This is a genomic window from Pseudonocardia hierapolitana (assembly GCF_007994075.1).
GTDB classification, from domain to species: domain Bacteria; phylum Actinomycetota; class Actinomycetes; order Mycobacteriales; family Pseudonocardiaceae; genus Pseudonocardia; species Pseudonocardia hierapolitana.
Genome location: NZ_VIWU01000001.1, coordinates 6,513,670 through 6,539,408, shown reverse-complemented (window position 1 = coordinate 6,539,408; position 25,739 = coordinate 6,513,670). Strand labels below are relative to the sequence as shown.

Annotated in this window: 20 protein-coding genes and 1 pseudogene; 7 read left to right on the top strand and 14 right to left on the bottom strand. The window is 70.5% G+C overall.

All coding sequences use genetic code 11. The features are described 5' to 3' along the window. Positions 1-19 precede the first annotated feature (19 nt). Positions 20-367, bottom strand: coding sequence for a hypothetical protein (locus FHX44_RS31005; RefSeq protein WP_246171068.1), 348 nt, complete (start codon positions 365-367; stop codon positions 20-22). Here FHX44_RS31005 and FHX44_RS31000 point away from each other — a divergent pair. Continuing rightward, the gene (locus FHX44_RS31000) at positions 331-1,095 is read left to right on the top strand and encodes an NmrA family NAD(P)-binding protein (protein ID WP_246171019.1); all 765 of its coding nucleotides are present in this window, start codon (positions 331-333) and stop codon (positions 1,093-1,095) included. The two genes, FHX44_RS31005 and FHX44_RS31000, sit on opposite strands and share 37 nt — an antisense overlap. Positions 1,096-1,756: 661 nt before the next feature. Here the strand turns inward: FHX44_RS31000 and FHX44_RS30995 are convergent. After that, positions 1,757-2,179, bottom strand: a complete 423-nt coding sequence (locus tag FHX44_RS30995) for a DUF6069 family protein (RefSeq protein ID WP_147259017.1) — start codon at positions 2,177-2,179, stop codon at positions 1,757-1,759. A gap of 623 nt (positions 2,180-2,802) precedes the next feature. Further along, positions 2,803-2,949 carry a DNA ligase-like domain-containing protein gene (locus FHX44_RS42380; RefSeq protein WP_170309102.1) on the bottom strand — a complete coding sequence of 49 codons (147 nt, stop codon included), beginning with the start codon at positions 2,947-2,949 and terminating at the stop codon, positions 2,803-2,805. Positions 2,950-3,304: 355 nt separating this feature from the next. Here FHX44_RS42380 and FHX44_RS30990 point away from each other — a divergent pair, with 355 nt between their 5' ends. Next, positions 3,305-5,785: a 3-keto-alpha-glucoside-1,2-lyase-like domain-containing protein gene (locus tag FHX44_RS30990; RefSeq protein ID WP_147259016.1), complete on the top strand. Its 2,481-nt coding sequence runs from the start codon at positions 3,305-3,307 to the stop codon at positions 5,783-5,785. A 346-nt stretch (positions 5,786-6,131) separates the two neighbouring features. On the opposite strand, the gene FHX44_RS43925 is transcribed toward FHX44_RS30990, so the two are convergent. From FHX44_RS43925 to FHX44_RS30970, 5 genes and pseudogenes are all read right to left on the bottom strand, one after another. Next, on the bottom strand, positions 6,132-6,266 hold the full coding sequence (locus FHX44_RS43925) for a hypothetical protein (RefSeq protein WP_281287972.1): 135 nt from the start codon (positions 6,264-6,266) through the stop codon (positions 6,132-6,134). Between the two features lie 135 nt (positions 6,267-6,401). Further along, the gene (locus FHX44_RS30980; protein ID WP_281287959.1) at positions 6,402-6,830 is read right to left on the bottom strand and encodes an arsenate reductase ArsC; all 429 of its coding nucleotides are present in this window, start codon (positions 6,828-6,830) and stop codon (positions 6,402-6,404) included. A 30-nt stretch (positions 6,831-6,860) separates the two neighbouring features. After that, a pseudogene (locus FHX44_RS44055) lies at positions 6,861-7,010 on the bottom strand (hypothetical protein); the annotation flags it as partial. Positions 7,011-7,075: 65 nt separating this feature from the next. Then, the gene (gene arsB / locus FHX44_RS30975; protein WP_212612724.1) at positions 7,076-8,164 is read right to left on the bottom strand and encodes an ACR3 family arsenite efflux transporter; all 1,089 of its coding nucleotides are present in this window, start codon (positions 8,162-8,164) and stop codon (positions 7,076-7,078) included. After that, a complete protein-coding gene (locus tag FHX44_RS30970) occupies positions 8,161-8,541 on the bottom strand; it encodes an ArsR/SmtB family transcription factor (RefSeq protein ID WP_147259015.1) in 381 nt (126 codons plus the stop codon). The genes arsB and FHX44_RS30970 overlap by 4 nt, the downstream gene beginning before the upstream one ends. A 75-nt stretch (positions 8,542-8,616) precedes the next feature. Between FHX44_RS30970 and arsM the strand changes: the two genes are divergently transcribed. Continuing rightward, the gene (gene arsM / locus FHX44_RS30965) at positions 8,617-9,450 is read left to right on the top strand and encodes an arsenite methyltransferase (protein ID WP_147259014.1); all 834 of its coding nucleotides are present in this window, start codon (positions 8,617-8,619) and stop codon (positions 9,448-9,450) included. A 369-nt stretch (positions 9,451-9,819) separates the two neighbouring features. Here the strand turns inward: arsM and FHX44_RS30960 are convergent, their stop codons facing one another. The 3 genes from FHX44_RS30960 to FHX44_RS44335 all read right to left on the bottom strand — a co-directional run bounded on the left by FHX44_RS30960 (position 9,820) and on the right by FHX44_RS44335 (position 11,242). Beyond that, positions 9,820-10,260, bottom strand: coding sequence for a DUF6640 family protein (locus FHX44_RS30960; RefSeq protein WP_147259013.1), 441 nt, complete (start codon positions 10,258-10,260; stop codon positions 9,820-9,822). Between the two features lie 158 nt (positions 10,261-10,418). After that, positions 10,419-10,994, bottom strand: coding sequence for a TetR family transcriptional regulator (locus FHX44_RS30955; RefSeq protein WP_147259012.1), 576 nt, complete (start codon positions 10,992-10,994; stop codon positions 10,419-10,421). Continuing rightward, entirely contained in the window at positions 10,958-11,242 is a 285-nt protein-coding gene (locus FHX44_RS44335; protein ID WP_425469161.1) for an alpha/beta hydrolase fold domain-containing protein, read from the bottom strand. Before FHX44_RS44335 ends, FHX44_RS30955 begins: the two co-directional genes overlap by 37 nt. Before the next feature lie 692 nt (positions 11,243-11,934). On the opposite strand from FHX44_RS44335, the gene FHX44_RS30945 reads away from it, so the two are divergent. After that, the gene (locus tag FHX44_RS30945) at positions 11,935-16,806 is read left to right on the top strand and encodes an AAA family ATPase (protein WP_170309101.1); all 4,872 of its coding nucleotides are present in this window, start codon (positions 11,935-11,937) and stop codon (positions 16,804-16,806) included. A 266-nt stretch (positions 16,807-17,072) separates the two neighbouring features. Here the strand turns inward: FHX44_RS30945 and FHX44_RS30940 are convergent, their stop codons facing one another. The 3 genes from FHX44_RS30940 to FHX44_RS30925 all read right to left on the bottom strand — a co-directional run bounded on the left by FHX44_RS30940 (position 17,073) and on the right by FHX44_RS30925 (position 22,317). Further along, positions 17,073-17,444, bottom strand: coding sequence for a YybH family protein (locus FHX44_RS30940; RefSeq protein WP_147259010.1), 372 nt, complete (start codon positions 17,442-17,444; stop codon positions 17,073-17,075). A 542-nt stretch (positions 17,445-17,986) separates the two neighbouring features. Next, entirely contained in the window at positions 17,987-21,625 is a 3,639-nt protein-coding gene (locus tag FHX44_RS30930; RefSeq protein WP_147259009.1) for a tetratricopeptide repeat protein, read from the bottom strand. Further along, the gene (locus tag FHX44_RS30925) at positions 21,625-22,317 is read right to left on the bottom strand and encodes a hypothetical protein (protein ID WP_147259008.1); all 693 of its coding nucleotides are present in this window, start codon (positions 22,315-22,317) and stop codon (positions 21,625-21,627) included. Before FHX44_RS30925 ends, FHX44_RS30930 begins: the two co-directional genes overlap by 1 nt. A gap of 197 nt (positions 22,318-22,514) precedes the next feature. Between FHX44_RS30925 and FHX44_RS30920 the strand changes: the two genes are divergently transcribed. The 3 genes from FHX44_RS30920 to FHX44_RS30910 all read left to right on the top strand — a co-directional run bounded on the left by FHX44_RS30920 (position 22,515) and on the right by FHX44_RS30910 (position 25,629). Continuing rightward, positions 22,515-23,393 (top strand): SDR family oxidoreductase, encoded by an 879-nt coding sequence (locus tag FHX44_RS30920; protein WP_342793123.1) that lies wholly within the window; start codon positions 22,515-22,517, stop codon positions 23,391-23,393. Between the two features lie 227 nt (positions 23,394-23,620). After that, entirely contained in the window at positions 23,621-24,766 is a 1,146-nt protein-coding gene (locus FHX44_RS30915) for an OmpA family protein (RefSeq protein WP_147259006.1), read from the top strand. Continuing rightward, a complete protein-coding gene (locus FHX44_RS30910; RefSeq protein ID WP_147259005.1) occupies positions 24,763-25,629 on the top strand; it encodes a hypothetical protein in 867 nt (288 codons plus the stop codon). Before FHX44_RS30915 ends, FHX44_RS30910 begins: the two co-directional genes overlap by 4 nt. Positions 25,630-25,739: the final 110 nt, after the last annotated feature.

Sequence of the window (25,739 nt, the reverse complement as noted above, 5' to 3'; positions counted from 1 at the left end):
GTTGCTCAGCGCTGCGGTCTCAGACCTTCTGCGGTGTGCGGAGCAGGCTCAGCAACCGGTCACCGATACGGGCGACCTCGTGCCGGTAGGGCGTGTCGGAGAGGACGAAGTGGGTGACGCCCAGGTCGGCGTAGCGGCGCAACGCGGCGGCGACGTCCTCGGCCGAGCCCACCAGCCAGGTCGTGCCCGCGCCACCGCCCCCGTAGCGGCCCGGTGCCGTGTACAGGCAGGAGTCGAGCACGTCGCCTCGGGCGGCGAGATCGAGCAGGCGCTGCTGCCCGACCGAACCGTTACGCGCGATGGTGCGCGACCCCGGACCGCGGACCTGGACTGCCCGCTCGTCCACGGCGACTTCGACAACCGTCATCGCTCGCGGCCGCCTTCGCCGGCGCCGGCCAGCTCTTCCTCAACGCGGGGGGCGCGGAGCCCACCGACGGCCCGCAACCGATGGTCCGCCGGCAGATCGCCGCGATCGACGCCGCCGCGGCCGCGGGGATCAGGCACGTCGTCAAGATCTCGGTGTGGCGGGCGGCGCCCGGCCGGCTGCTCGCGGAGGGCGCGCACGGCGAGATCGAGCGCCACCTCGCCGCATCCGGGCTCGCCGCCACCGTGCTGCAGCCGAACGCGTTCATGCAGAACTTCGTCACCGGGGCCGGGGCGTTCACCGCGGACGGCGACCTCGTGGGCGCCTACGGCCACGGGCGCATCTCCTATGTCGACTGCGCCGACATCGCCGCGTGCGCCGCCACCGTGCTCACCGACCCGGCGCGCCGCGGCGGCACCCACGTCCTCACCGGGCCGGCAGCCCTGTCGCACGAGGAGATCGCCGCCGAGATCTCGGCCGTGACCGGCCGCACCGTGTCCTACGTGGACATGGCACCCGCGGAGATGGCCGCGGCGCTGCGTGCGCATGGCCTGCCCGAGCGGTTCTCCGCCGACGTCGCCGCGCTCGCCGCCGACGTCGCCGCCGGGGCGCTCGCAGGGACGACCCCTGCGGTGCGGGAGCTCACGGGGTTCCCGCCACGGACCTTCTCGCAGTTCCTCGCCGACCACGCCCTCGCGTTGCGGCAGGCGATGAGCGGCGCCGCGAGCTGAGCCCCTCCGCACGAGCATCACGCCCGGGTCGAGAACCGCACCGTCGACGTTCCCGGCCTGACGCTCCCGAACTGGCAGCAGGTGGTCCAGCGCGAGTACGAAACCGCGGGACCGGAGGCATCTGGTCATCGACACCGCCGTCACGAGCGTCCCGAAGGGCACGGTGACGTAGGCCTTGAGGTGCGGCCCGCCGTCGATCCAGTCGATCGTGGTCTGCTCGACGACGTGCGCCACCCGCGGTTCGCGCCGCCGACCGCTGTAGTCGGACGTGACGCTCCCCGCTTGCGCAGCTCGTGGAGCAGACCGTTGATCGCGGAGTCGTGCTGGCGCGGGTCGTCGATCCCGCCCGCAGTCCCTACAGCGTCACCACCACGGTGGGGTCTGACGGGAGCAACACGGCGTCGCGACGGCTCCGATGCCCTAACCGACCCCATGCGACGTCGGCCACCCTTGGCCCATTTGGTGAGATCCAGACAAGGAAATCGACCTCATATGCCGGTCCAGCCAAAGCCGGGGGCATGCCGCTCCAGATTCGCTCCTGTTTGACGCCCAGCGACCACTGCGGATCGACGTCGCCGGCACGCCATTTCATGCTCCTTGCTTGCGCCGGTCCACCGGCGACGGGCCGGCGACCTCGACGAGATCCAGTACGGGTACGGCGTCAGGCGCGCAGCCGGCGGGCGACCGCGGGGATCACGATCGCGGCGGCCACCAGGTGCGTCACCATCAAGAGCACCTTGGTGCTGGTGGCGGCGTCGGCGAGCACGTCCGGCACCAGGGAGAGAACGGTGAGAGCCACGGTGGTGCGGATCCAGGTGGTGCGCGGGCGGCGGGCGAACCGGCGCAGGCCCACGGCGATGAGCAGGCCGATGACCGAGAAGATGACGGTCAGGGTGGCGAACCCGGACGCCGGGATCGACGCGCCGGCGACGTCGAGGCTGAACCCGACCGCCTGACCGGCGGCGGCGACGGCCGCGGTGGCGACCGCGGCGAGGACGGTGGCGACGGCCCCGTCCCGCAGGAGCGAGCCGACCGTCGGGACGGACGAGGTGGCGGCGGTGGGGGTGGCGGTGATGGCGGACATGGTGACCTCCGGTGGTGGACCGATCGGCTCCGTGCCGGTCGCTCACCAGATCAGACTCGCAACCCGGCTGGAACTCATCGGAGCCTGACGGGACTGAGCGCTGCGGCAATCTCGTGAAGGCGCGCGTTAAGGATCACTGCTGGCGGATAACAGTCGGACACGCATGCGCTCCACTCGGGCGATGCAGCGACTAGCAATTCACTGAGCTCCGCATGTCTGGCGTCCGGCAGGGGGCCAACGTCGGAACGTCCGCGGGATGTAGGTCCGAGGGGACACGGACGAACCGCGCTCCATGGCACCACCGGTGATGTTCGAAGGCGGTGTCGACGTCGAGCTCGACGACCCGATCCGGCAGGACGGGCTGGTCGGTGGCCGGTTTGCTGGGAAGCTGTCCGAACCAGCTGGACGGGATGGTCGGCGGCCAGGGGTGGACGGTGGCTATGGGTGTCAGCAGGGCGGCGATCTCGGTGCGCGCCGCGGGTGACAGGCGCCCGGTACGGCCGACGACCCGCAGCCGGCCGTGCGGGTCGGGTCGGGTCGGGTCGGGTCGGGTCGGGTCGGGTCGGCCGAGGATGAGTGCTTCGGGGCGTTCGAGCGAGCCGAGTACCCCGCCCACGGTGGCTTCAGCGGCAGCTGGTGCGGATCTTCAACCAAGGCCGGCCTTCGCCGAGGCGGTAGGTGTGGGCGAGGTGCTTGACGACCACCGCTTCGACTCCAGCGTTGGTGTGGTTGCGCATCCAAGCGCGGGCGACGTCGAGGCCGATGGTCATGGGCATCAGGACGAGGCCGTGCGGGAGCTGCCGCCCAGGAGGTCCTCCAGAACGGCCCGACGGGCGGCGTAGGGCTTCGAGCGCACGTGTCGGTGCCGGCGATGGCGAGGATGGCTGCCCACCAGCGTCAAGCGTGCGGGGCGCCCACGTCCCCTCCCGATCGCCGACGGAGGCGAGCACGGCGTGCCGACGGCTCCGACTGTCTCTCATCGTTGGCCCAAACGGGTGGCCAAGAGGCCCGAGAGGTATCGGGCTGGACGACGTCGCACTCGGTCCTGACGCAAGTCTGCGCGAGCGCCGGGGATGTGTCGGACCACTGGACGAGCGCCAGATTGAGCAGTCTCGGAGGGGAATCATGCCGACTAGTCCACGACCCCAACGGACCGACTTCTCCATCGACATCCCCGGTCGCTACGTCTGCAACGGGCTCGACGAGGCGATGATGAGCGTCGCGCTTGGCGGGCGGCCGTTCGACCTGATCGTAGTCGGTGGCGGCAGTTTCGGCGGCGCGTTGGCTCAGGATCTGTTTACCAACGATCAGGCTCGGGTGCACCGGATCCTTGTGCTTGAGGGCGGCCCGCTGGCCCTGCCCGAGCACGTGCAGAATATGCCGCTGCAGTGGCTGGGCGTCCCGCCGCCGGCGACGAGCATCGCGCAGCTGCGCAGCCAGGGCCTCGATGGGCAGCCGCGGGCCGAGGTGTGGGGGCTGGCATGGCACTCCAGCACACCGTTCCAAGGGCTCGCTTACTGCCTGGGCGGCCGGTCCCTGTTCTTCGGTGGCTGGTCCCCGCAGCTCCTCGATGACGAGATGCCGACCGCCGCGAACGCGTCCGGCCGCTGGCCCCAAGCAGTGGTCGACGATCTCAATAACCGCTACTTTGCCGAGAGCGCTGCGCAGATCGGTACCGAGGAGACCAACGACTTCATCTTCGGGTCACTGCAGAACGCGCTCCGCCAAACCCTCTTCTCCGGAGTCAACAACGGCGCCGTCGTCGACGCGATCCCATTAGGCAACCTGCCCGACCGCCCAGTGCTGCGCGGTAACCCGAACGCCGCCGCCGCGGCGCTTCGCGAGCTGCTCGGCAACCCGCTCGGAACGGCCGGCCTGTCGGTTCAGGAGCTGAAGAACCTGCTCAAACTGGAGGCGCCGCTGGCCGTCCAAGGCCAGACGCTGCCGGGGTTCTTCCCGTTCAACAAGTTCAGCAGCCTCCCGCTTCTGATGAAGGCAGCCAGATCCGCCCAGAACGAGGCCAACAACGATACGCGCAAGCGGCTCATGGTGGTGCCCAACTGCCACGTCAACCGGCTGCAAGTTCAGGGCGGCCGGGTCGCCGCGGTGGAAACCAATCAGGGGCTGGTGCAGGTGCCGGCCAACGGCAAGGTGATCGTGGCACTCGGCACGATCGAGAGCGCTCGGCTCGCCCTCAACTCGTTCGGCGGGCTGCCCGGGGCGCAGGAAATCGGCCGCAATTTGATGGCCCACCTGCGCTCGAACCTCACCATCCGCATTCCCCGCAACGCGCTGGCGAACCTGGCGGGAGCCGAGCCCAACCTGCAGGCGGCAGCGCTGTTCTGCAAGTGTCGCCATCAGTTCGCCGGCAATGACGTCGGCCACTTCCACATGCAGATCACCGCCGCCGGCCTCGGCGCGCTCGGCACCGACTCCGAGGCCGAGCTATTCAAGAAGATTCCCGACATCGACACCCTGAATCGGTTCATGTCGGCCTCCGACACCCACGTCGTCATTACCATCCGCAGCATCGGCGAGATGGAACCACAGAACCCGAACAGCTTCGTCGGTCAGGATTCCGAGATCGACCCCCTATTCGGTGACCAGCGCGCCTTCGTGCAGCTCCAGCCCACCGCCAGGGACAACCTGCTCTGGCAGGCCATGGATACCGCCGCTGACCAGACGGCGCGGGTCTTCGCCGGCGGCAGCCCCTACGAGGTCCAGACCCCCAACGGCTTCGTGCCGGTACAGGCCGGACAGGCGCCCTCCACCGTGCTCGCCGGCCCGCAACGCCACGACGGCCTGGGCACCACTCACCACGAGGCCGGCACGCTAAGGATGGGCGACGACCCGGGCAGCTCGGTGACCGACAGCAACGCCCGCTTCCATGCCGTGGCCAACTGCTATGCCCTCGGACCCGCCCTCCAGCCCACCGTGGGCTCACCCAACCCGATGCTCACCAGCATCGCCCTCGGTCGCCGACTGGCCAACCACCTGATCCCGGTCGCCCCCAGGCCAGGCGAGGCGCCCCGCGACCTGTTCAATGGCACCAACCTCGACGGGTGGGAGATGGCCGGCCAAGGCACCTTCGTGGCCACGAACGGCGTCTTGCAGGCCAACCCCGGCGGAGACCTCGGGCTGCTGTGGTCCACTACTCCAGCCCCGGCGGACTTCATTCTCCGCTGCGAATGGCGACTCGCGCAGCCCAACAACAACTCCGGAGTCTTCATCCGTTTCCCCAACCCGAATAGCAAGGGCTATAACAACACTGCTTACGTTGCGGTCGACTTCGGATTCGAGATCCAAATTGACGAAACCGGCGCACCGGACGGCGCCGACCAGCACCGGACCGGGGCGATTTACGGCGAGCCCAATCAGGCTTTCAATCTCCAGCCGGCGCTACCAGTCGGACAATGGAACGCCTACGAGATGCGCGTCCAGGGTCAGACCTACACCGTTCATCTCAATGGCGTGCAGGTAACACAATTCAACAACCCGAGCCCTGGACGCGGCCTGCCGAGCAAGCCCGACTCGCCCAGTTTCGTCGGACTCCAAGCTCATACCGGCGCTGTCGCCTTCCGCAATATTCAACTCCAGGCACTCTAAGGCGGTCCGCTGATACGCTCAGAAGTCCGAAGGTTAGCATTACCGCACCCGCCTCCCGCTCCTTCCGGCGAATAGACGGCGCAGCCGAGGGTGCGCTCTGCCGTGCCCACCGCCTCGGAACAGTGCCAATGCAGGTCAATTCTTTCAAAGGAGGCAGGATGATTGCAGTCCGCTTGCTGAGCGCGACAAAGAAGACCGCAGTTGGAACGCCCGGCTCTAGCGCCGTGGACGCGGAGTCGCGGTGCGCTGCCTGTTGAGGGTGCGCTCCTGATCAGGGCGCGGCTGCTCATTCGCGGGAGAGTCGTTGCCGAAAGCGGAAGCCCGACGGCTCACCCGATCCCGAAGTTCAGTCAAGGAAGCCATCGAGTTTCGGTTCCGCGGCCCACTGACCGGGCTGGCCGTTGGGCAGCTGCAGCGCGGGCACGGCGAGCATCGGGCGGACCGGATACTCGATCCCTGCGATGCCCGGCAACTCGCTCACCGGCGGACTCTATGCAGGTCACGGCGATGCCGGCGGAGTGCACGATCACGCGGTCGCCGGCGGCTTTGCTCATCAGCCCGGCGGCCATCTGCGACTTGCCGCTGTTCTTGACGCAGACGAACAGCACCGACGGTGTCATGACGTCGAGTTGTCGGCCGGGGTGGGCGCGGTGAGCTCGGCGAGTAGCGCGCGGACCCGGGCGTCGATGTCGTCGCGGATGGGGCGGACCTCCTCGGCGGTCTTGCCGGCCGGGTCGGTCAGCTCCCAATCGAGGTAGCGCTTGCCGGGGTAGACGGGGCACGCGTCGCCGCAGCCCATGCTGATCACGACGTCGGCGGCGCGGACCACGTCGTCGGTGAGGGGCTTGGGGAACTCCCTGGACAGGTCGAGGCCGATCTCCGCCATGACTTCCCGGACGGCCGGGTTGATCTGATCGGCCGGCGCGGAGCCGGCGGAGCGGACGTGGACACGGCCTTCGGCATGGTGGTCGAGCAGGGCGGCGGCCATCTGGGAGCGGCCGGCGTTGTGGACACAGACGAACAGGACCTCGGGGACGTCGGACACGAGGGCTCCTTCGGCGTGGGCGAGGGCGGTGAGCCGGTCGGTGGCGAACCGTCGGGTCAGCCCTGTCAGGTGGGTGGTGACGGTCGCGGTGCGCCGCGGCGCGGTGCAGGACTCGAAGACGTCGCGGTAGATCATCTGCTCGGAGAAGGTCTCGGCGAACCGGGCCGCGATGCCGGTCACGGTGCGTTCGGGCACCGCGACGTCGGTCAGCAGGCGGGGCCGCTGCAGCCCGGCGGGTGGGACGGTCACCGCCGCTCCGCCGCGGCCGAGGCGGGCCACCAGCGCCGACGCAACGCCAGGGACACGTAGACGAGGGCGACGAGGACCGGGACCTCGATCAGCGGGCCGACGACCCCGGCGAGCGCCTGCCCGGAGGTGACACCGAACGTGGCGATGGCGACGGCGATGGCGAGTTCGAAGTTGTTGCCGGCCGCGGTGAACGCGAGCGTCGCCGACCGCTCGTAGCCGAGTCCGATCGCTCGGGCGAGGGCGAGCGAGCCCAGCCACATGACCGCGAAGTAGGCCAGCAGCGGCAGCGCGATCCGCGCGACGCCCAGCGGCTGTGAGGTGATCGCCTCGCCCTGCAGGGCGAAGAGGATGACGATGGTGAACAGCAGCCCGTAGAGGGCGAGCGGCCCGACCCGGGGCAGAAACCGGTCCTCGTACCAGACGCGTCCCTTGGCGCGTTCCCCGAGCCGGCGCGAGAGGTAGCCGGCCACCAGGGGGACGCCGAGGAACACCAGCACGGATGCGGCGATCTCCCACGGGGACACGTCGAGCGCGGCCTGGGGCAGGCCGAGCCAGCCGGGCAGCAGATCCAGGTAGAACCAGCCAAGAGCGGCGAACGCGACGACCTGGAACACCGAGTTCAGCGCGACCAGCACCGCGGCGGCCTCGCGATCGCCGCAGGCGAGGTCGTTCCAGATGATGACCATGGCGATGCAGCGGGCCAGCCCGACGATGATCAGCCCGGTGCGGTACTCGGGCAGGTCCGGCAGCAGCAGCCAGGCCAGCGCGAACATCAGCGCCGGCCCGAGCACCCAGTTCAGCAGCAGCGAGGCAGCCAGGAGCCGGCGGTCGGCGGTGACGGTGTCGAGGCGGTCGTAGCGGACCTTCGCCAGCACCGGGTACATCATCACGAGCAGGCCGAGCGCGATCGGCAGCGAGACACCCTGCACGGCGACGGCGTCCAGCGCGGGCCCGAGTCCGGGAACCAGCCGGCCAGCGGCCAGCCCGAGGGCCATCGCGGCGAGGATCCACACCGGCAGGAACCGGTCCAGCGTCGACAGCCGCGCCGCGACAGGCTCCGCCTCCAGCTGATCGTTCTTGGTCACGCGCGGACGCCCTGCTCGATCGCCAGCACGTCCGACAGCCGGGCCAGCGCCGCCGGCTCGACCCGGTAGTACACCCAGGTCCCGCGCCGCTCGCCGCTGATCAGCCCGGCCTCGCGCAGCACCTTCAGGTGATGCGAGATCGTCGGCCCGGACAGGTCGAAGCCCGCAGTCAGGTCGCACACGCACGCCTCACCGCCGTCGTGGGAGGCGATCAGCGACACCAGCCGCAGCCGCACCGGGTCGCCCAGCGCCTTGAACGCGCGCGACAGGTCGATCGCCTGCTCGGCCGGGATCGGTTCCCGCGCCAGCGGGGCGCCGCACCCGACGACGGAGGACAGCTGCGAAAGCTCGATCAGCTCCTGCTCTTGCTTCGACACTCGTCTACCTTGACAGGTTTCGATTCAGCGGCGCAACCTCTGTCTCGACAATCGTCGATGCAGACGAGGTGAACGATGAGCGAGCATCCAGACCAGCAGGCCGGCGGCGGGGTCGCGGAGCGCGTCCGCTCGGCCGTGCAGGCCCGCTACGCCGAGGCCGCAACCAGGGCAGCCCGGGGCGAGCACGAACGAGCGCGCGCCGTGGAGGTCGAGGCGGGGTGCTGCGGGCCCGGCGGCTGCGGACCAGGGCCGGGGCAGGTCGAAGTGGCCTTCGGCGGCCAGCTCTACGAGCCGGGCGAAGCCGCGGGCGCCCCGACCGCGGCGGTCGCGGCGTCGCTGGGATGCGGGGTGCCGACCGCGGTCGCTGAGCTGCGGCCCGGCGAGGTCGTCCTGGATCTGGGCTCGGGGGCCGGCGCGGACGTGCTGATCTCCGCGCGGCGGGTGGCACCAGGCGGGCGGGTGTTCGGGCTGGACATGACCCTGGAGATGCTGGATCTGGCCCGCCGCAACGCCGCCGAGGCTGGGGTGGACAACGTGGAGTTCCTGCGCGGCTACTTGGAGGAGATCCCGCTGCCCGACGCCAGCATGGACGTAGTGATCTCCAACTGTGTCATCAACCTGGCTGCCGACAAGGCGGTGGTGCTGCGGGAGGCGGCGCGGGTGCTGCGGCCCGGCGGCCGGTTCGCGGTGTCGGATGTGATCGCCGATCCGGACGTGGACGATCAGACCCGGGCTGCGATGGGCCAGTGGACCGGCTGCGTCGCCGGCGCCCTGACCCACGCCGAGTTCACGCGGGCGCTGGTGGACGCCGGACTGGTGGACGTGGAGATCGTCGAGACCCACCGGGTGCACCAGCACGCGGCGTCGGCGATCGTCCGGGCCCGCAAACCCGCACCTTCACCGGGGTAGCTGACCGCCCGCGACTGCGCCGCCTGCCAGCGCGACCCCCTGCCAGCACCAGGCGGCGAAGAACCACGGCAGCGACCTCGCGGTCGCGATACCGATCACCGCGTTTGTGCCAGCGATGTGGGGTAGAGAGCGCGTACGGCGGGCCGCATTCGTCGATGTGCGCCTGGAGGCGTTCGTCGCGGGCACCGCGATACCCGTGGATGAGCTTGACCAGGCGGTGCGCGCGACGCTGCCGCCGCGGGAACACCGCGGCGATTCCTGAGCCCCAGGATCGGAAGCGCAACCGGGCCCGCCGGTGGTCACGCGGCGGGCGACCGGTCACCCTCGACGTCGAGGACGACAAGAACCGCAACGTCTGCCTTGCACAACTCAGCGGGCGCGGCGCCCCAGTGCGAGTGAGGTTCCGAGCACGGCCAGGCAGATTGACGCTGAGAGGATGTTGACCTCGACACCCATGACTCTGTTCGCCGGCGAGTCGCTGAACTCTTCGTCGCTCAGCGCGGTGCCCGGGAAGGCGGCGGCGCCGAACATGCCTACATACGGCACAGACAAGATCGCGGTGGCAATCACCCGATTATGGTCCGGATTTCCGTTCGGTGAACTCAGCAGTCGCAGGCCGACACTACCGAGTACTGCGCTCATGACGATGTACTGAGCGTTGTGGAATTTGGCGTGCGCGGGCCAGTGGGGATTGCGCATGTGCTGTCGGGCTGTCTCCGGCAGGATGGCGTCCACGAACAGTGCCCCGACGGTCGTCCCCCCTGCGACCAGGCCGACCAGCAGGCGTGACGCCTTCTTCCTCGCGCTCATGGGAGAAACCTCGATTCAGATCGTGGCCCCGACGGGGCCCGGACGATGGAGAAGAGAATGGCGCGACCGCCGCGCGACGGCGTACGTTGCGACAGCAATCGGATGGCTCTTCAGTATGACGCAAGCAACAGAAGTCAAAGCGCTTGCGATTTCCCCGACTAATCGACCACCCGATTGGCCGGCACGAGGGTTTGAAGGAGATCCATCGCGGCGTCGGTGAGTTTCCTCAGGTCGGCGCCGCCATCCCTCTCAACCCATTGAGCATACGCTGTCGCGAACAGCTGGATACCCACGCGCGTTGCGAGTCGGGCCGCATTCTCCTCGACTCCGCGCCGCCGCAGGGCTTGGGTGATCTCGATCGCGATGTCGTTCTGCTTGATCAGGTCGCGTTCCAACAGTCCTGGATTAGCCGCGATCACAGCGTGACGCCGGCGCTGGAGTTCGATGCCGGGGACGCTCCAGTCGAACTCCGCCAGGATGGCGGTGACTACCTGGAGCGGCTCCGTGACGTCGGGAGCATCGAGGATCGCCTGCACGAGCGCCGTGCGTAGGCGGTCCGATTCGGCGAACAACACCTCGCGCTTGTCCGGGAAGTACCGGAAGAACGTGCGGGTCGTGACACGCGCGCGGTCGGCGATCTCGACGACGCTCGTGTTCTCGAAACCTTGTTCCTCGAACAGCTCCAGGGCGGCCTTCGTCAGTCGGTCCGCGCTGCCCTGTTCCCAGCGGGGCATGGCCTCCACCCTAGCGGTGTCATGTAGAGCAATGTCGGCGGGAATCCGGTCAGGTCGGCGGTGAGGGCGGGACTCAGCAGTGGCTGATGTACATCCTCTCCGGGACAGTACATGGCGAGGACCGGCCTCGGCGTCTCGCGCGTGAAGATCGGATCGATGCCCTCCTTGCCGCTCATGCTCCCGCTGCTGAGGGTCAGGTCGAGGCTCGCCGAGAAAGGCGATGATCGCCGCAGGAGCGGGCAGGCCACGTTCGCGGGCCTTCATGACAGTCGTGACGACGAGGCCGCCGCCGGCCGAAGTGCGAACCGCCTCGGGAATGGTCCTGAGCGCCTGTTCCAGATATTGCGCATTGCCGTCCGACCGAAGCCTCTTGTCCCACTCCTCCCGGTACTTCTGGCGCAGCCCGACCGGGTCGAACTCGCTTGACTAAGCCTGATCTGCACCCGCGGTGTCGTCCACGTCGACCTCACTCGTAGCTGTTGTCGCGGCGTGACATCAGCGTAGCACCTGATGTCACGCCGCGACATCAGCCATCCTGGCAACCACGCCGCAGAGGCCACGCACGATCCTCGCTGGGGGCGGCACAAGCTGACCGGCATGGCAGGCCGCGGCTCGCGAAGCCGCCCACGGTCTGATCCGCCGCAGCGCCGCCCGACCGCTGCACGAGACCGGATCACCGGATCACCGGAACGCCCCGCCGGCGCAGGTCCCGCCGGCCGGCGCCGCGAGCGCCCTGGTCTCAGGGGTAGTCGCCATGCCGCGTCTGGGTGTAGGCACTGCATGAGCTAGGTCCGACCATGCCCGGAGGTGTCGGATGGAGCCAGGCGGAGTACTGCCAGGCCGAGGTCCACCTGCTCGGGCCGAAGTCCTGCACGAGAGCCAACGCACGCGCGTCACCCGGCTCTTCCTCTCTGGACGCACGATCATCCGGAAGGAGCCGTTGGGACCGGACGCAGACCGCCGGCTCGGGCATGAGCTTTCGATTCTCGATCGACTACGCGGGCTCGCCGGGGTCGCGCAGCTACTTGATACGCCACGGTATGCCGGATCGATCGTGATGGCTGACGTTCGTGGCACGAGCCTGGCCACATCGGCGACGCCGCTCGCTGTCGGTCCGCTGATCAGGCTCGCCGTGGAGTTGGCAGGGGCCGTCGCGGGGATGCACCGCCGGGGCGTGATGCACCGCGACATCGCTCCCGCGAATATCGTGATCTCCCGCGAGGGCGCCCCGTGTCTGGTGGATTTCGCGTTGGCCACCCCGTTGGCCGAGATCCGTCCCGAGTTCAGCCACCACACAGAGATCGTGGGCACGTTGGCGTATCTGGCGCCCGAGCAGACCGGGCGCACGGGGCGGTCGGTGGATCAGCGTGCCGACCTGTACGCGATGGGCGCGACGCTGTACGAGCTGGCAACGGGCGAGCCGCCGTTCGGCACCGGCAACCCGTTGCGGCTAGCGCATGATCATTTGGCACGGGTGCCGGTACCGCCGAGTGAGGTGAATCCGGCCGTACCGGCGTCGCTGTCAGAGATCATCATGCATCTGCTCGAGAAGGAACCAGACAACCGTTACCAGACCGCCGAGGGCGTGATCTACGACCTGTATCGGCTGCGGGACGCCCTGACAGATCCGGCGGCGGGTCCGGTACGCATCGGTGAGCATGATCTTCCGCTGTGGCTCCTTCCGCCCTCGCGGCTGGTGGGACGCGATGCCGAGATGGCGATGATGCAGGCGGCGTTCGAGGACGCGCTGGCGGGCCGGTCTCGTGGCGTATTGGTCAGCGGCGCACCCGGAGTGGGCAAGACGAGTTTGGTCGATGAGCTGCGGCCGGTGGTGACCGCCGTGGACGGCTGGTTCGTGGCCGGCAAGTTCGACCAGTATCGGCGGGATCTGGAGTTCGACGCCGTCTATCAGGCGTTTCGCGCGTTGGGTCGGCTCTTGCTGGCCGAGCCGGAGGACGAGCTGGCCGAGGTCCGCGAGCGGATCTTGCGGGGGGTCGGGCCGAACGCGGGTCTGCTGACCGCGACGGTGCCGGAGTTCGCGGCGCTGCTGGAGGTGCCGCCCGATGCCGGGGATCCGCTGACCGCGCAGGTGCGGGCACAGCAAAACGCTGTGAAGGTGCTGCGCGCGGTCGCCTCGCGGAAACGGCCGGTGGTTCTGTTCCTCGATGACCTGCACTGGGCCGGGCGCACCCCGCTCGGCTTCGTCGACCTGGTGCTGGGCGAGGAGCCGATCGAGGGTCTGCTTCTGGTGGGCGCCTACCGCGAAGACGACGTGGACGCAGTGCATCCGCTGGCGGCGCCGCTGTCCCGCTGGCGTGACCAGGCCGCAGTGCGGCACCTGCGGCTGGCCAACCTGTCGGAATCCGGCTCAGTCGCCATGATCTCCGAGATGCTGCACGTCGACCGCGCCGCGGCGGCGGTCCTGGCGGAGGTGATCGGTCCGTGCACGTCGGGTAATCCGTACGAGACCGTTGAGGTGCTCGACGCGCTGCGTCGGGACGGCTTGCTGACCGCGACTGCCGCCGGTTGGCGGTGGGACGCGGCGGCCGTGCACGCCCGCCTGGGCCACTTCGAGGTCGCCGCGCTGCTGGTGGCGCGAGTTGAGGCCCTGCCCGCGCCGTCCCGGGCGGTTCTGGAGGCGATGGCGTGCCTCGGCGGGCGGGCCGACCTGAGCCTGCTGCCAGCCGCGACCGGCAAGCCGGTCGGTGTGGTGGAGCAGGCGCTGGCGCCCGCACTGAAGGAGGGTCTGCTGGTGGCCGAGCCCGGGCCGAATCAGGCGGTGCGGTTTCGCCACGACCGGCTCCGCGAGGCGGTCGTGGGCGGGCTGGACCCGCGGCGGCGGCACGCGTTGCACCTGGCCATGGCGCGGCGGCTGGCCGCCGTGCCGGAGCTGTTCGCGGCCGCGGCCGGGCAGTACCTGCCCGTGGCCGGCGCAGTGGACGATGCCGCAGAGCGGCGGCTGGTGGTGGAACTGCTACGGGCCGCAGCCGACCAAGCCGCGCTGATCGGGGATCACGCCCTGGTGAACGAGCTCTTGGCCGCCGCACCACAGCTGATCGGCGGCGATGACAGAGCCACGCTGATCGCCGTGCACATCGGCCGGCACGCCGCCCTGTACGGCCTTGGCCGCTTGGAGGAGGCGGACGAGGAATACCGCGCGATCAAAGGGCTGTGCACGACCACGACGGAGCACGCCGGCGCGACGGCGGCGCAGGTCAGAAGCCTCACCTACCGGAGCCGATTCGCCGAGGCGATCGCTCTGGGCATCGAGTCGCTGCATGAACTCGGCATCGCCGTCCCGGCCGCCGGTAGGCTCCCCGCCGACCTCGACCGCCAGTTCGGGCATCTGTACCGGTGGCTGGACCACACCAGCGCCTCCGACGACCTGGCCCGGCCGGACATCACCGACCCCACACTGCTCGCCACCACCCATCTGCTCAACGCAATCCTCCCGGCTTGCTACATCACCGACCACGCCACGCTCGCCTGGCTGAGCCTGGAGGCGCTGCGGATCTGGATCGAGCACGGCCCGGCGCCCGGTCTGCTCGGCCCAGCGAGCCACGCGCCCTTCGTCGCCGTGACGCTGCGCGGGGACTACGCCGCCGGGTACCGCGGGTTGCGGCGCGTCCTGGCGCTGGGCGAGTCCCGCGGCTACGAGCCCTTCACCTCGCAGGCGCGCTCGCTGTTCGCCATGCTCGCCTGTTGGTTCGAGCCGATCGAAGACAATGTCGATGCAGCTCAGCGGGCCCGGGAAGGGCTGATCTTCGGGGGCGATCTCGCCAACGCCGGCTACACCTACCACCGAACCGTGACTGGCCTGCTGGACTGCGCGCCATCGCTGGACACCTACGCAGCCGAGGTGGAGGCGGGGGTGGTCTTCGCGCGCCGAACCGGCAACGAGCAGGCCGGGCAGTGGCTCGACAGCTACCGGTGGCTGGTTCATGTGCTGTGGGGTGGCGGCTCCGCCGCGGCGGAGGCGGTCCCCATCGACAGGTATGCCGGCAACCCGTTGGCCCATTTCCACGCGCACCTCACGCGCGCGATCGTCGCAGCCATCTTCGGCGATCCGGCCGGCCTGGCGCGGCACACCGCGGCGGTGATGCCGCTGCCGCCGGCCGCCTTGGGCATCTACTCGAGCGCCGTCGCCCACGTGTTGCGCGGGATGGCAGTGGCCGGGCAGGCCCGCACGACGGACGGCGACGAACGCGGCCATCTGCTGTTCGAACTGGACGATGTGACGCGATGGCTGGCCGCGCGGGCTGCGGACGCGCCGGACAACTTCCTGCACCTGCTGCGATGGCTCGAGGCCGAACGTGCGTGGACCATCGGGGACTTTCGCGCCGCCGCCTTCGCCTTCGACGCCGCGCGGCGGGAGGTCGCTCAGCGTCGGCGGCCGTGGCATCGAGCCCTGATCGCCGAACGCGCGGCCCGCTTCCATCTCGCACACGGCCTCGAGCACTCTGGTTACGAGCTGCTGGCCCAAGCCCGCCAGCACTACGTCGCATGGGGCGCGACCGTGAAAGCTGGTCAGCTGGACTGGGCCTACCCAAGCCTGAACCCGCACCCTGACGTGATCACCGAGCAGACCCCTGGCCAGCCCGAAGATGTCCTTCATCAGCGGGTCACTGTCACGTCGGGAACTCTTGATCTGCTCGGCATCCTGTCGGCGTCGCAGGCGCTGAGCTCCGAGACCAGTGTTGAGCAGCTGCACGCCCACGTGGCAAAGGTGCTCGGCACGATGACCGGTGCCACCGGCGTACAGCTGCTGCTGTGGGGCGAGGACCGCCAAGATTGGCTGCTGCCCGCACCGGGCGGCCGCCCCGTCCCGATCAGCGGCACCGGGAACGAACACGCGATCCCTATGTCCGTGCTGCGCTACGCCCAGCGGACTGGTGAACCGCTGGTCGTGAACGACGCCACCCGCGACGACCGCTTCGCCCGCGACCCATACCTCGCCGGCGTCGACCACTGCTCGCTGCTGGCCCTGCCCATCCTCAGCCGCGGCACCCTGAGGGCGGTACTGGTACTGGAGAACCGCCTGATCCGCGGAGCGTTCAGCATCGAGCGGCTCGACGCCGTCCGCCTCATCGCCGGCCAGCTCGCCGTCTCCCTCGACAACGCCCAGCTGTACGCCGAGCTCACCACGTCGCGGGCGCGGATCGTCGCCACGGCCGACCAGACGCGCCGGCGCATCGAGCGGGATCTGCACGACGGCGCACAGCAACGGCTGGTCTCCCTGGCCATCCGAGCGCGCACCGCCCAGGCCGCGATACAGGCGGTGGCGCCGCCGGAGGCCGACGAGCTGGCGGCCCAACTGGACGAGCTGGCAGTGGAAGCGACCAGCGCGCTGGACGAGCTGCGCGAGCTGGCCAGCGGCATCCACCCGGCGATCCTCGCCGAGGCCGGGCTGCGCCCGGCGCTGAAGGGCCTCGCCCGCCGTTCTTCGGTCCCGGTCGAGCTAACCGTGCGCGTCGACGGGCGGCTGCCGGAGCCGATCGAGATCGCCGCCTACTACCTGGTGGCGGAGGCGCTGACCAACGCGGCCAAGCACGCCGACGCTTCCGTCGTCCACGTCGACATCAACATCGACACCGCCGAGGACGACGCCGGCAACGCCGGCGACATGCTGCGGGTGTCTGTGCGCGACGACGGCCGCGGCGGTGCCGACTTCGCCGGCGGCTCCGGCTTGGTCGGGCTCAAGGACCGCGCGGAGGCACTCGGCGGCCGGCTCCGGGTGCGCAGCCCGCTCGGTGCGGGCACCACCCTGCAGGCCGAGCTCCCGCTGGGTCCTGCCCGCCCGGTCGCGGGGTGACCGAGCCGACCCGGAGCAGCGACATGGGTCCGTGCGCCTTCGCCGCGCTCGGCATCGCAGAAAAGGCCGTCGGGACGACAGGATTTGAACCTGCGCACCCCCAGGCACTGATCTTGATCCGGGGTACTGCGGCCTGCGCCGTCTGTGCACGTCAACTGTTCGTTGACGTCCGGTACCCGTCCACGCTGCGTCGCATCGGTTGCCACTCAGTAGTCACTCAACCTGGCGCCTGGCGCCCCAGGGACGAGCACTAGCGATCAGCCAGGTCAGCCGAGGACTTCGCCCCCATAGGGATTGTCGATGGCGTACTTCCAGGTCCCGTCCGGCTGACGGCGGGCCACCTCAGCCGACGTGTGTTCCATCGCCTCGCCGCCGGGAATGTCCAGCCGCCAGTGGCTGTGCGTCAGCGCCAGGTCGCCCTTGACCACTGCCGACGTCGACACGATGGTTACCGTTCCCTTCGTCTCCAGGAAGCCCTGGAGCGCTGCCCGCAATCCGGCGGCATCTGAGCTCACCGTGCCCGGCTCCGGTATGAAGGCGGCTCCGTCCTCGTACAGCGAGGCGAGGCCTTCAAGATCACCCGAGTTGAAGCACTCCGTGAATTGTTCGATCACCTGGCTTGGTTCGGTCGCGGCCATCGCCCGCCCCTCCCCTTCGTCGTGCGGAAGCGCCCAGGCTAGCGCTGGCCGGCGCCAGCGAACAGTGGCCGTGTATCGCGCCCTCCTTCGCGACCGCTTCGGTGTGAACTGCGCACTGGCACGAGGTTGACCTCGACGGCCGCCCCGACGCAGACCCGCCGATCTCGCCCTCGATCGCCGTCCACCGATCGGTCAGAGCAGGCGGCGATACCAAGACCGAGAAGTCCCGACGCAAGCTCGCCATGCCACAACGCTGTGTCGACGCGCTCTCACCGTGTGACTGCCGTGGCCACGTCCGCGAGTCCGCGACTCCGTTCGACTGAGGCTCAGGGAGCCGAAGAACGACTCGGCGTGGAGTGGACAGAGCATTCCTGATGCTCAGCCCCGCGTCCCACTCAATGCGTCAGATCATTTGAACCACAAGCGGCTGCCAAATGATCATCAGATTCGAGATGACGACCAATCTCTCAGCTCCGCTTGACAACGGAGATCAGCGGGGCCTTCCACATACCGGCGAGCGATGGCAGCTCGACCGCAAGGCGTCATGTCTGCTCGGCCCGCAGCCGCCTGCTGCGCTCCAGGAACTCGACGTGGACCGACCGCCGTCGGTCGAAGTGCGACGGGTCGAACACGGAGCGCCCCGCCGCCAGCCGCTCGAACTCTGCGTAGGCCTCGTCGAGTCGGCCCTGCCGCGCCCAGACGCGTGCCAGGTGCTCGCGTACGGCGAGCGTGTCGCGGTGCCCCTCGCTCAGCACGCGCTCCGCGTCGGCCCGCAGCGCGGTGAACAGCGCCTCCGCCTCGACGAGCCGTCCCGCGTCGAGCAGGACGAGTCCGAGGCCGTCGCGGATCCGCAAGGTCATCACGGCGTCGGGCCCGAGCTGCTGCTCGTGCTCGCGCAGCAGAACCCGGTACTCGTCCACCGCCTCGGCGATCCGACCGGTGAGCCGCAGGGTCCACGCCCGCCCCGAGCGGGCCCGGAGGGTGTGCGGGTGGCGCGGGCCGAGGGTACGGCGCATGTGTGCCACCAGCTCCCCGAACTCCGCGTGGGCACGCTCCGGTTCACCGGCCAGCACACGCAGCCACGCCTGCCGGTAGCGGGCGACGAGGGTGTCGGGATGGTCGGGCCCGTGCACGGACAGGCACCGCTCGAGCAGCCCTCGGCACGTCTCCTCCGCCTCGTCGAGCCGGCCCTGGCTGCCGAGCACCCACACCAGCGACTCGCCGGTCGCGACGGTCTCGCGATGCCGCTCGCCCAGAACCGCCGTCCGATCCGCGAGCAGACGCCGCAGCAGGAGCTCGCTCGCGGCGAGCCTGCCCCGCAGCCCGGTCAGCACCGCGACGGCGTGGCGGATGTCGAAGACGAGGCGGCTGTCGGGCTCGAGCTGTCCCGCCGTGTCCGACATGAGGTCCGCGAGCTCGTGCTCCGCCTCGGTGAGCCGCCCCTTGCGGATGTGCACCTGGGCCAGGAAGAGCCGCATCATGAACGTCACCGGGTGCCGTTTGCCGAGCACCCGTGAGCGGTCGGCCAACAGTGCCTGGAAGGCGCGCTCGGCTTCGTCGTACTTGCCCGCGCGGGCGAGCGCGTCGGCGAGGTAGGACCGGCTGTCGAGCGTGTTGCGGTGGTCGGGGCCGAGCACGCGTGTGCGGTCGGCGAGCACGCCCCGCAGGGCCTTCTCTGCGTCGGTGAGCCGGCCGCGGTGCACCAGCAGGCACGCGAGGCCGTGCCGGGTGCGCAGCGTCCGCGGGTGGTCCACCCCGAGCGTCTTCTCCTGGTCAACCAGGAGCTGCTGGTAGAGCTGCTCCGCCTCGTCCAGTCGCGCCTGCCAGTGCAGTGCCCAGCCCTGCCGCCAGCGCACCATCAGAGTGATCGGATGGGTTCGGCCCAGCATGCGCTCGACGTCGGCGTGCAGCGAGCGGTAGTGCTCCTCCCCCTCGGTGAGCTTCCCGCACAGTGTGAGCGCCCACGCAAGCCGGTAGCGGGTGCTGATCACGTCGAGGTGTTCGGGTCCGCACACGGCCAGCCGCAGGTCGAGTACCCGGGCCAGGTCGTCGGCGGCGAGGTGTCGCTTGCCGACCAATGCCGTCACCCAGGCCATCCGGTGGCGCACCGCGAGGGTGTCCGGGTGCTCGGCTCCGAGCACGGCGCTGCAGGCCTCGAGCAACCGCGCGAACCGCACCGTGGCCCGGCGGAGGTCGCCCTGCTCGGCGATGGTCCAAGCCAGGCAGTCCCGGGTGGACAGGGTGTCCGGGTGGTCACGGCCCAGCAGGTCCTGCTGCTCGCGGAGCAACCGGCGGAGGATGTTCTCCGCAGCGGGGAGGTCGCCGTCCAGGCCGGTGAGCCAGGCGCGCGTCCTGCGGAGGGCGAGCTGCACGGGGTGGCGTGCTCCCAGCACCGCGGTGCGGACGAGCACGCGGTCGAGCAGGTCCCCGCTCCTGAGATGGTCACCGGATCGGACGAGCCCGACCGCGACGCGGTCGGCGAGCTCGCCGATGTCCGCGAACTGCCCGCGGTCGTCGCCCCGCAGGCTCTCGATCAGTTCCTCCACCAGCGGGAACAGCGTGCGGACCCGCGGCCAGTCGCGCAGTGCCCCAGGGTCGAGCCCGTCGGCGGCGGCGCGCAGGAGGTCGATCGCCGAGCGCTGGAGCCGCAGCACGGTGGCGGCGTCGAGTCGGCGGTCGCGGCGGGACAGCTCCGCGATCGCCTGGGGCACCTTCAGGCTCGGCCGGGACGAGTCACCGGTCGCGATCCGCTCGACGAGGGCCACGCGCACCAGGCTCTCGAGCGTCGCCGCGAGGCCGGCGGGCGCGAGCAACGACTCCGGGACGGGCGCGTCCCCGAAGCACGCGAGCATGCGGAGCACCTCGCGTGCGACGCCTGGACCTGAGCGGTCGATCGCCGAGAGCGACCCGTCGTAGACCACCTCGACGGGCGCGCCCTCTGGGGTCGCACGGTCGAGGGCCAGGGAGTGGAGTGCGTCGAGGATGCCGGTGCCGGCCGGCATCGCAGCGAGGAGAGCGCCCACGTTCCGCAGTGCGAGCGGCGAGCCGGCGAACCGACGCGCGACCTCCTGCGCGTCGCACGCGTCGCGTTCCGCCTGCGGCGCAGCGCGCACGCCGAGGTGGTCGAGCAGCACCTTCCCGCCGTCCACGGCGTCGAGCGGCTCGACCGGCACGACCACGCTCTGCGGCCCCCACCCGTCGGCGTCCTCGGTTCTACTGGTGACGAGCAGGGCCGGGCCGCCCGGCGCGTCCGCCACGGCCCGCGCGACCGCTGCGTCCCCGTCCTCGAGCACGAGCACGCCGCGCGGCACGACCTCGGCCAGCAGCGTCCACAGCCGCTTCGTCTGCTCGCCCCGACCGAGCCTCCGCACGTCTGTGAGCCGGCCGACGGTGGCGCCCGCGGCCGCCGCGACGCCATACAGGCCGTCGGCGAGTTCCTCCGCTGACGCGGCCGGCACCCACCACACCGGCGCGTCCGGCCGGTCGAGCTCGCGCGCCACGGCGAGCGCGATCGTGCTCTTTCCGCATCCGACCGGTCCGGTCAGCACGACGACGGCCCCGTCGGACTCGACGAGCCGCTCCCGCACCGAGGCGATCAGCCGGTCGCGGCCGTGGACCCGCGGGGGCAACCGGTGCGCCGGCGGCCGGTGGAGCATCCGGTACGCGCTGACGTCGATCGCGTTCGCGCCGGAGACCCCCGAGGCGCTGCGCTCGAGCACCCGGGCGCCGCCCGGCGTCCCGTCGGCCCACCTCGCCGCCTCGTACAGCGCGGAGAAGCTGCTGCCCGCCGACCACTCGCCGCCGAGGGCGTTGACGACCGCGGCGACGAGATCCTCGTCCGGGTGCACGCGCGGTGCCCTGAACAGGGCCTGGACCGCGGCCAGGTCCACGCCGAAGCCGAGCGCGTGGAGCCGGGCGACCAGCCAAGGCCCGGTTCGTCCGGAGTCAACGAGCAGCTTGCCGATCGCCGTGCCCCAATCTGCAACGGGCCCGGTGGGCCCCCGCCCACCGGAGTCCGGCCAGGGGAACCCAGGATCGCGTCGGTCAGCTGCTGCCCTCACCCGGCGGACGAGGTCGGCCGGAACCCTCTGGTACGCCTCGGAGACGACCGGCGAGCCCACCGAGGAGCGGTCGAGAAGCGCGAGGCGCTCGGCCTCGCTCGTTCGCGGGAAGCGGTCCATCAGAACGACGCCTCCCTGCGGCGCTTGGCCTTGTACCGGTCGATCCGCCCTTCGAGGGCACGTGGCGTCATCCCGATGTCCGCGGCCACGTCGGCGACGCTTTCCCCGTAGAGCGCCATGCGGATCATCGCTTGCTGGATCTGCGGGGGCATTCGTTCGAGTTCCTCCTCGGCGTGCAGTCGGTCGGCGACGCGATCGGCTGGATCTCGTTGGGTGGGGAAACCGTCGACCGGGGCGACGGCCTCGAGGGTCTCGACCGGAAGTGAGAGCACGGATCGCAGCCTCGATCGCCTGCGCTGCCACTTTCGGAACACGTTGGGCAGGCACAGCAGGCACGCACCGACGAAATATGTGCGGAGCGAGGCGCCGAGTTCCGGCGACCACTCGCCACCCACCAGACCTTTGCGGCGGAACAACGCGAGACCTTCGATCGTGGCGTCGAGGACGAGTTCCATCCGGTCGGGTTCCGACGCGCAGAGCAGCTCCGTCTCCTCGGCGGTGTGGCGCAGGGGAAAGGCATGCGACGCCACAGTCCGGTAGATCGTGCGGTTGCGGAACATCCCGTCGAGAACGTCGATCGCGTACGTCACCAAACGATCTTCCATCCGCTCGTAGGCGAGCCCGGAGAATCCGGCAGCTCGCAGCTCCTCGATCAGGACGGCGTCATCGGGTTCGCGTTCGTCGATCGACATGCACGGACCTCCGATCACGTGGCCGTCATTGCCCGTCCTATGTCCGGCCGCGCTGCTCTGCCCACGCCAACTCGCGGTGACACCGAGCGTGACGGCGCGTTGACGAGCGGTACAGGGGCGGAAAGGCGCATTTCGCGCGACTGTCCGTAACCGACCCCGCGCCAGCCGCCACTCATCGTGACGCTAGGTTGCTGCCCGTGTCCTGCAGGCACGGCCTCCGGAGCCCACGAGTGGTGATCGTCGGCGCTGCCGGCAGGGTGGGGAGTTCCCTGGCCCGCTCCTTCCCCGAAGCCACGTGTCTGAAAAGGGGCGACCTGGACGTCGGCGACCCGTGCACCGTTGCGCGGTTCGGTTGGTCGCGCGACGACGTGGTGCTGAACGCCGCCGGGTACACCGACGTGGATGCGGCGCAGTCGCGGGCCGGCAGTGCCGCGGCCTGGCGGACGAACCACGTCGGCGCCGCCAACCTGGCCCAGGCGGCCATCCGGCACCGGTTCGTGCTGCTGCACCTCTCGACCGACTACGTGTTCTCGGGCCGCACCACCGGTGCGATCAGCGAAGACGCTCCCGTCGACCCGCTGAACGTGTACGGGGAATCCAAGGCGGCCGGCGATTCGGAGGTCGCCAGAACGCCCCGGCACTACATCGTCCGCACCTCGTGGGTCGTGGGCGAAGGCGAGAACTTCGTGCGCCGGATGCTGCGCCTCGCCCACGCCGGTCAGCGACCGACCATCGTCGACGACCAGTTCGGCCGGTTGACGTTCGCCGACGACCTCTGCGCCGCGATCCGCCACCTCGTCGTCCACCGGCCGGCCTTCGGCACGTACAACGTGACGAACGACGGCACGCCGGCGACCTGGGCGGCGATCGCGCGGAAGGTGTTCATCGCAGCAGGCCGGCGTGACGAGGACGTCTCGGGACGGACCACCCGGGAGTTCCTGGCCGAATTCCCGAAGAAGGCGGAACGGCCGCTCAACAGCGTGCTCGATCTCGGGAAGGCACGGGGAGTCGGGATCGAACTCCACGACTGGGAGCCGCGCCTGAAGGAGTACCTGGAGCGCGAGCTGACGCGCTGAGCGTTCGTCCTATGTCGGTCGCCGGCCGACGCCCCACGACTGTCGCGTTCTTTCTCACTGACGTGGCCTCACCGTGCGGTGAGGGGCATATGAGCGTGCATCGATCGCGAGAAGCGCGATCCCGCCACTCAACGGAGAAGCCAGTGCACCCTCGGCACACCCCGCACGAGGAACCGAGCCGACGACGTCCCGTCCGCCGCCCCATACCGGCGGCGAGCGAGCGCATCGTGCCGGCGCTTCTGCTGGCACTGATCGCGGCACTCACGGCCTGCACGCCCACACCGGACGGCGACCTGCGCGGGCGAGCGACGACGATCGTGGTGGCCCACCACGCGAACGAGCTCGCCCCACTGCTCGCCGGGCCGGAGCTCGACACTCTGCAGGCAGCCGCGAGCGAACCGGACACCGACGACGTCGTCGCCTACGTCGTCGCGGCCGGGAACCCGGAGGTGGAGGTCGTCGACCTCGAACCCCGGCGGCCGAACGGTCGGATCGAGCGCGGCCCTCGCATCGACGCCCTCGTCGACGAGCGGCTCGCGGCGTTGCAGCAAGCCGTCGACCGGGCCGCCGCGAACGGCATGGATGTCGACCTGCTGCGCGCCCTCGCCGTCGCCGCCACCACCAACGCGGCGACGATCATCGTGCTCACCTCGGGGCTCAGCACCACCGATCCGCTCGACCTGCGCGTCACGGGTTGGGACCGCGATCCCGCGGGTCTGGCCCGCGACCTGCACGAGCGTCGTCTGCTGCCCGATCTCTCCGGCCGCACCGTGGTGATCAGCGGCCTGGGTCGCACCGCGGGCGCCCAGCCCGCTCTCGGCGTCCGGGAGCTCGCGCAGTTGCGCGACATCTGGATGGCGGTGTGCGGGGCGGCCGGCGGCACGTGCCGGGTGGACGAATCCGTGCGCCCAGCGGCGCCGCCGGTGTCCAGACTCCTGCCCCCGGTGGTGGCGGTTCCGGCCGTGAGCAGCTCTCGTGGCCCGGACGGTGTCGAGCGGGTGGAGATGCCCGCCCCGGCCCTGTTCGCGCCGGACAGCTGCGCGCTCGCCGACCCGGCCGCGGCGCAGGGCGTACTCGCGCCGGTGGCTGCGCGGGTAACGTCGGGCGGGTTCGCCGTCTCGATCTCCGGCCGGACCGCCCCGGTCGGGCCGGGCGACGGGATCGAGCTCTCGACCTGCCGGGCCCACGCCGCGGCGGACCTGCTGCGGCGGCTCGGCGTGCCGGCGCACGCGATCACCGAGATCCGCGGTGACGGCGCGCTCCTCGATCCCCCCGACGCGGCCTTCGACGAGGCCGGCAGCCCCGATCCCACCCGGCTCGCCGCGCTGCGGCGCGTCGTGTTCACCCTCGTCCCGCTGAAGGAGGTCCGATGAACCCGATCACCGGCCCGTCCCGTCCGTGGAGCCCGATCGTCGCCCGACTGCAACGGCGCCGGGCAGCGCACGAGGCCGCGGCCGCGCGCGTGCCCCTGCGCCCCGTGCGCGATCCGCGCGGCGGCCTCGTCTCCCTACAGGATGCGCTCGCGCGGCAAGCACAGCTCCGCGCGCGGATCGATGCGGACGAACGAGATGGATCGCACGTGCACGACCGGATCTCCCCGGGTCAGCGCTGGCAGCTTCGATTGCTGCCCCTGCTCGACGGCCTGATCCTCTTCTGGTTCCTCGCCGGCGTGCTGAACGCCGACCTCCGCACGGTGGACACCACCGCCGTGGTCGCGGCTTCGCTCGCCCTGCTCTGCACGGTCGCGGTGGCGGCGTGGACGGCCGCCGTCGGTGAGCACCTGCAACGCTGCAAGGACCGCGACCGCAACCTCGTGTGGGGTGCGGTGGACGGAATTGGGCGCGCCATGCTCGCGCTCACGGCCGCGATGGCGGGGCTACTCGGAGCGATGATGTACGTGCGGATGAGCGACGAGGTGTACCAAGCCACGGGTGCGCCGGGCGCCGGCGCCACGATCATCGGGCTGACGCTCGCGGCCGCGGTGGTGCTCGTGAACGTCTACATCCTCCACCTCGCATTCAGCGACGGCTCTACGGTCACCCGCGAGCTCGACCGGCTCGGGCGGATCGTCGCGCCGCACCTGCGCAGGCGCGCCCGCCACCTCGCCCTGGCCGAACGCCTGCGCGGCCGGATCCGGTTACGCCTCGCGGCCGAGGAGCAGCTGCGCGGGCCGCTCGACGGCGGCCGGCGCCACCAGCTTGCGGCGACAGGAGAGACCTGGAAGGCCGCCGGATGAGACGTCAGCCGGGTAGAGCTGTCATTGCCGCCGGTGGAGCCGCTGCCACACTCGTACCGCGCCTTCCCCCGATCCGGCTGGAAAGGTCGGGGCGATCCAGGAGGGCGGCT

What these genes read in the sequence shown, in the direction of transcription:
- FHX44_RS30930 (WP_147259009.1), bottom strand. Translation starts at nt 21,625, where the DNA reads ATGGACCGCTTCCCGCGAACGAGCGAGGCCGAGCGCCTCGCGCTTCTC.
- arsM (WP_147259014.1), top strand. Translation starts at nt 8,617, where the DNA reads ATGAGCGAGCATCCAGACCAGCAGGCCGGCGGCGGGGTCGCGGAGCGC.
- FHX44_RS30955 (WP_147259012.1), bottom strand. Translation starts at nt 10,994, where the DNA reads ATGCCCCGCTGGGAACAGGGCAGCGCGGACCGACTGACGAAGGCCGCC.
- FHX44_RS30995 (WP_147259017.1), bottom strand. Translation starts at nt 2,179, where the DNA reads ATGTCCGCCATCACCGCCACCCCCACCGCCGCCACCTCGTCCGTCCCG.
- FHX44_RS42380 (WP_170309102.1), bottom strand. Translation starts at nt 2,949, where the DNA reads ATGACCATCGGCCTCGACGTCGCCCGCGCTTGGATGCGCAACCACACC.
- FHX44_RS30940 (WP_147259010.1), bottom strand. Translation starts at nt 17,444, where the DNA reads ATGGCCGCGACCGAACCAAGCCAGGTGATCGAACAATTCACGGAGTGC.
- FHX44_RS30960 (WP_147259013.1), bottom strand. Translation starts at nt 10,260, where the DNA reads ATGAGCGCGAGGAAGAAGGCGTCACGCCTGCTGGTCGGCCTGGTCGCA.
- FHX44_RS31005 (WP_246171068.1), bottom strand. Translation starts at nt 367, where the DNA reads ATGACGGTTGTCGAAGTCGCCGTGGACGAGCGGGCAGTCCAGGTCCGC.
- FHX44_RS30990 (WP_147259016.1), top strand. Translation starts at nt 3,305, where the DNA reads ATGCCGACTAGTCCACGACCCCAACGGACCGACTTCTCCATCGACATC.
- FHX44_RS30925 (WP_147259008.1), bottom strand. Translation starts at nt 22,317, where the DNA reads ATGTCGATCGACGAACGCGAACCCGATGACGCCGTCCTGATCGAGGAG.
- FHX44_RS30910 (WP_147259005.1), top strand. Translation starts at nt 24,763, where the DNA reads ATGAACCCGATCACCGGCCCGTCCCGTCCGTGGAGCCCGATCGTCGCC.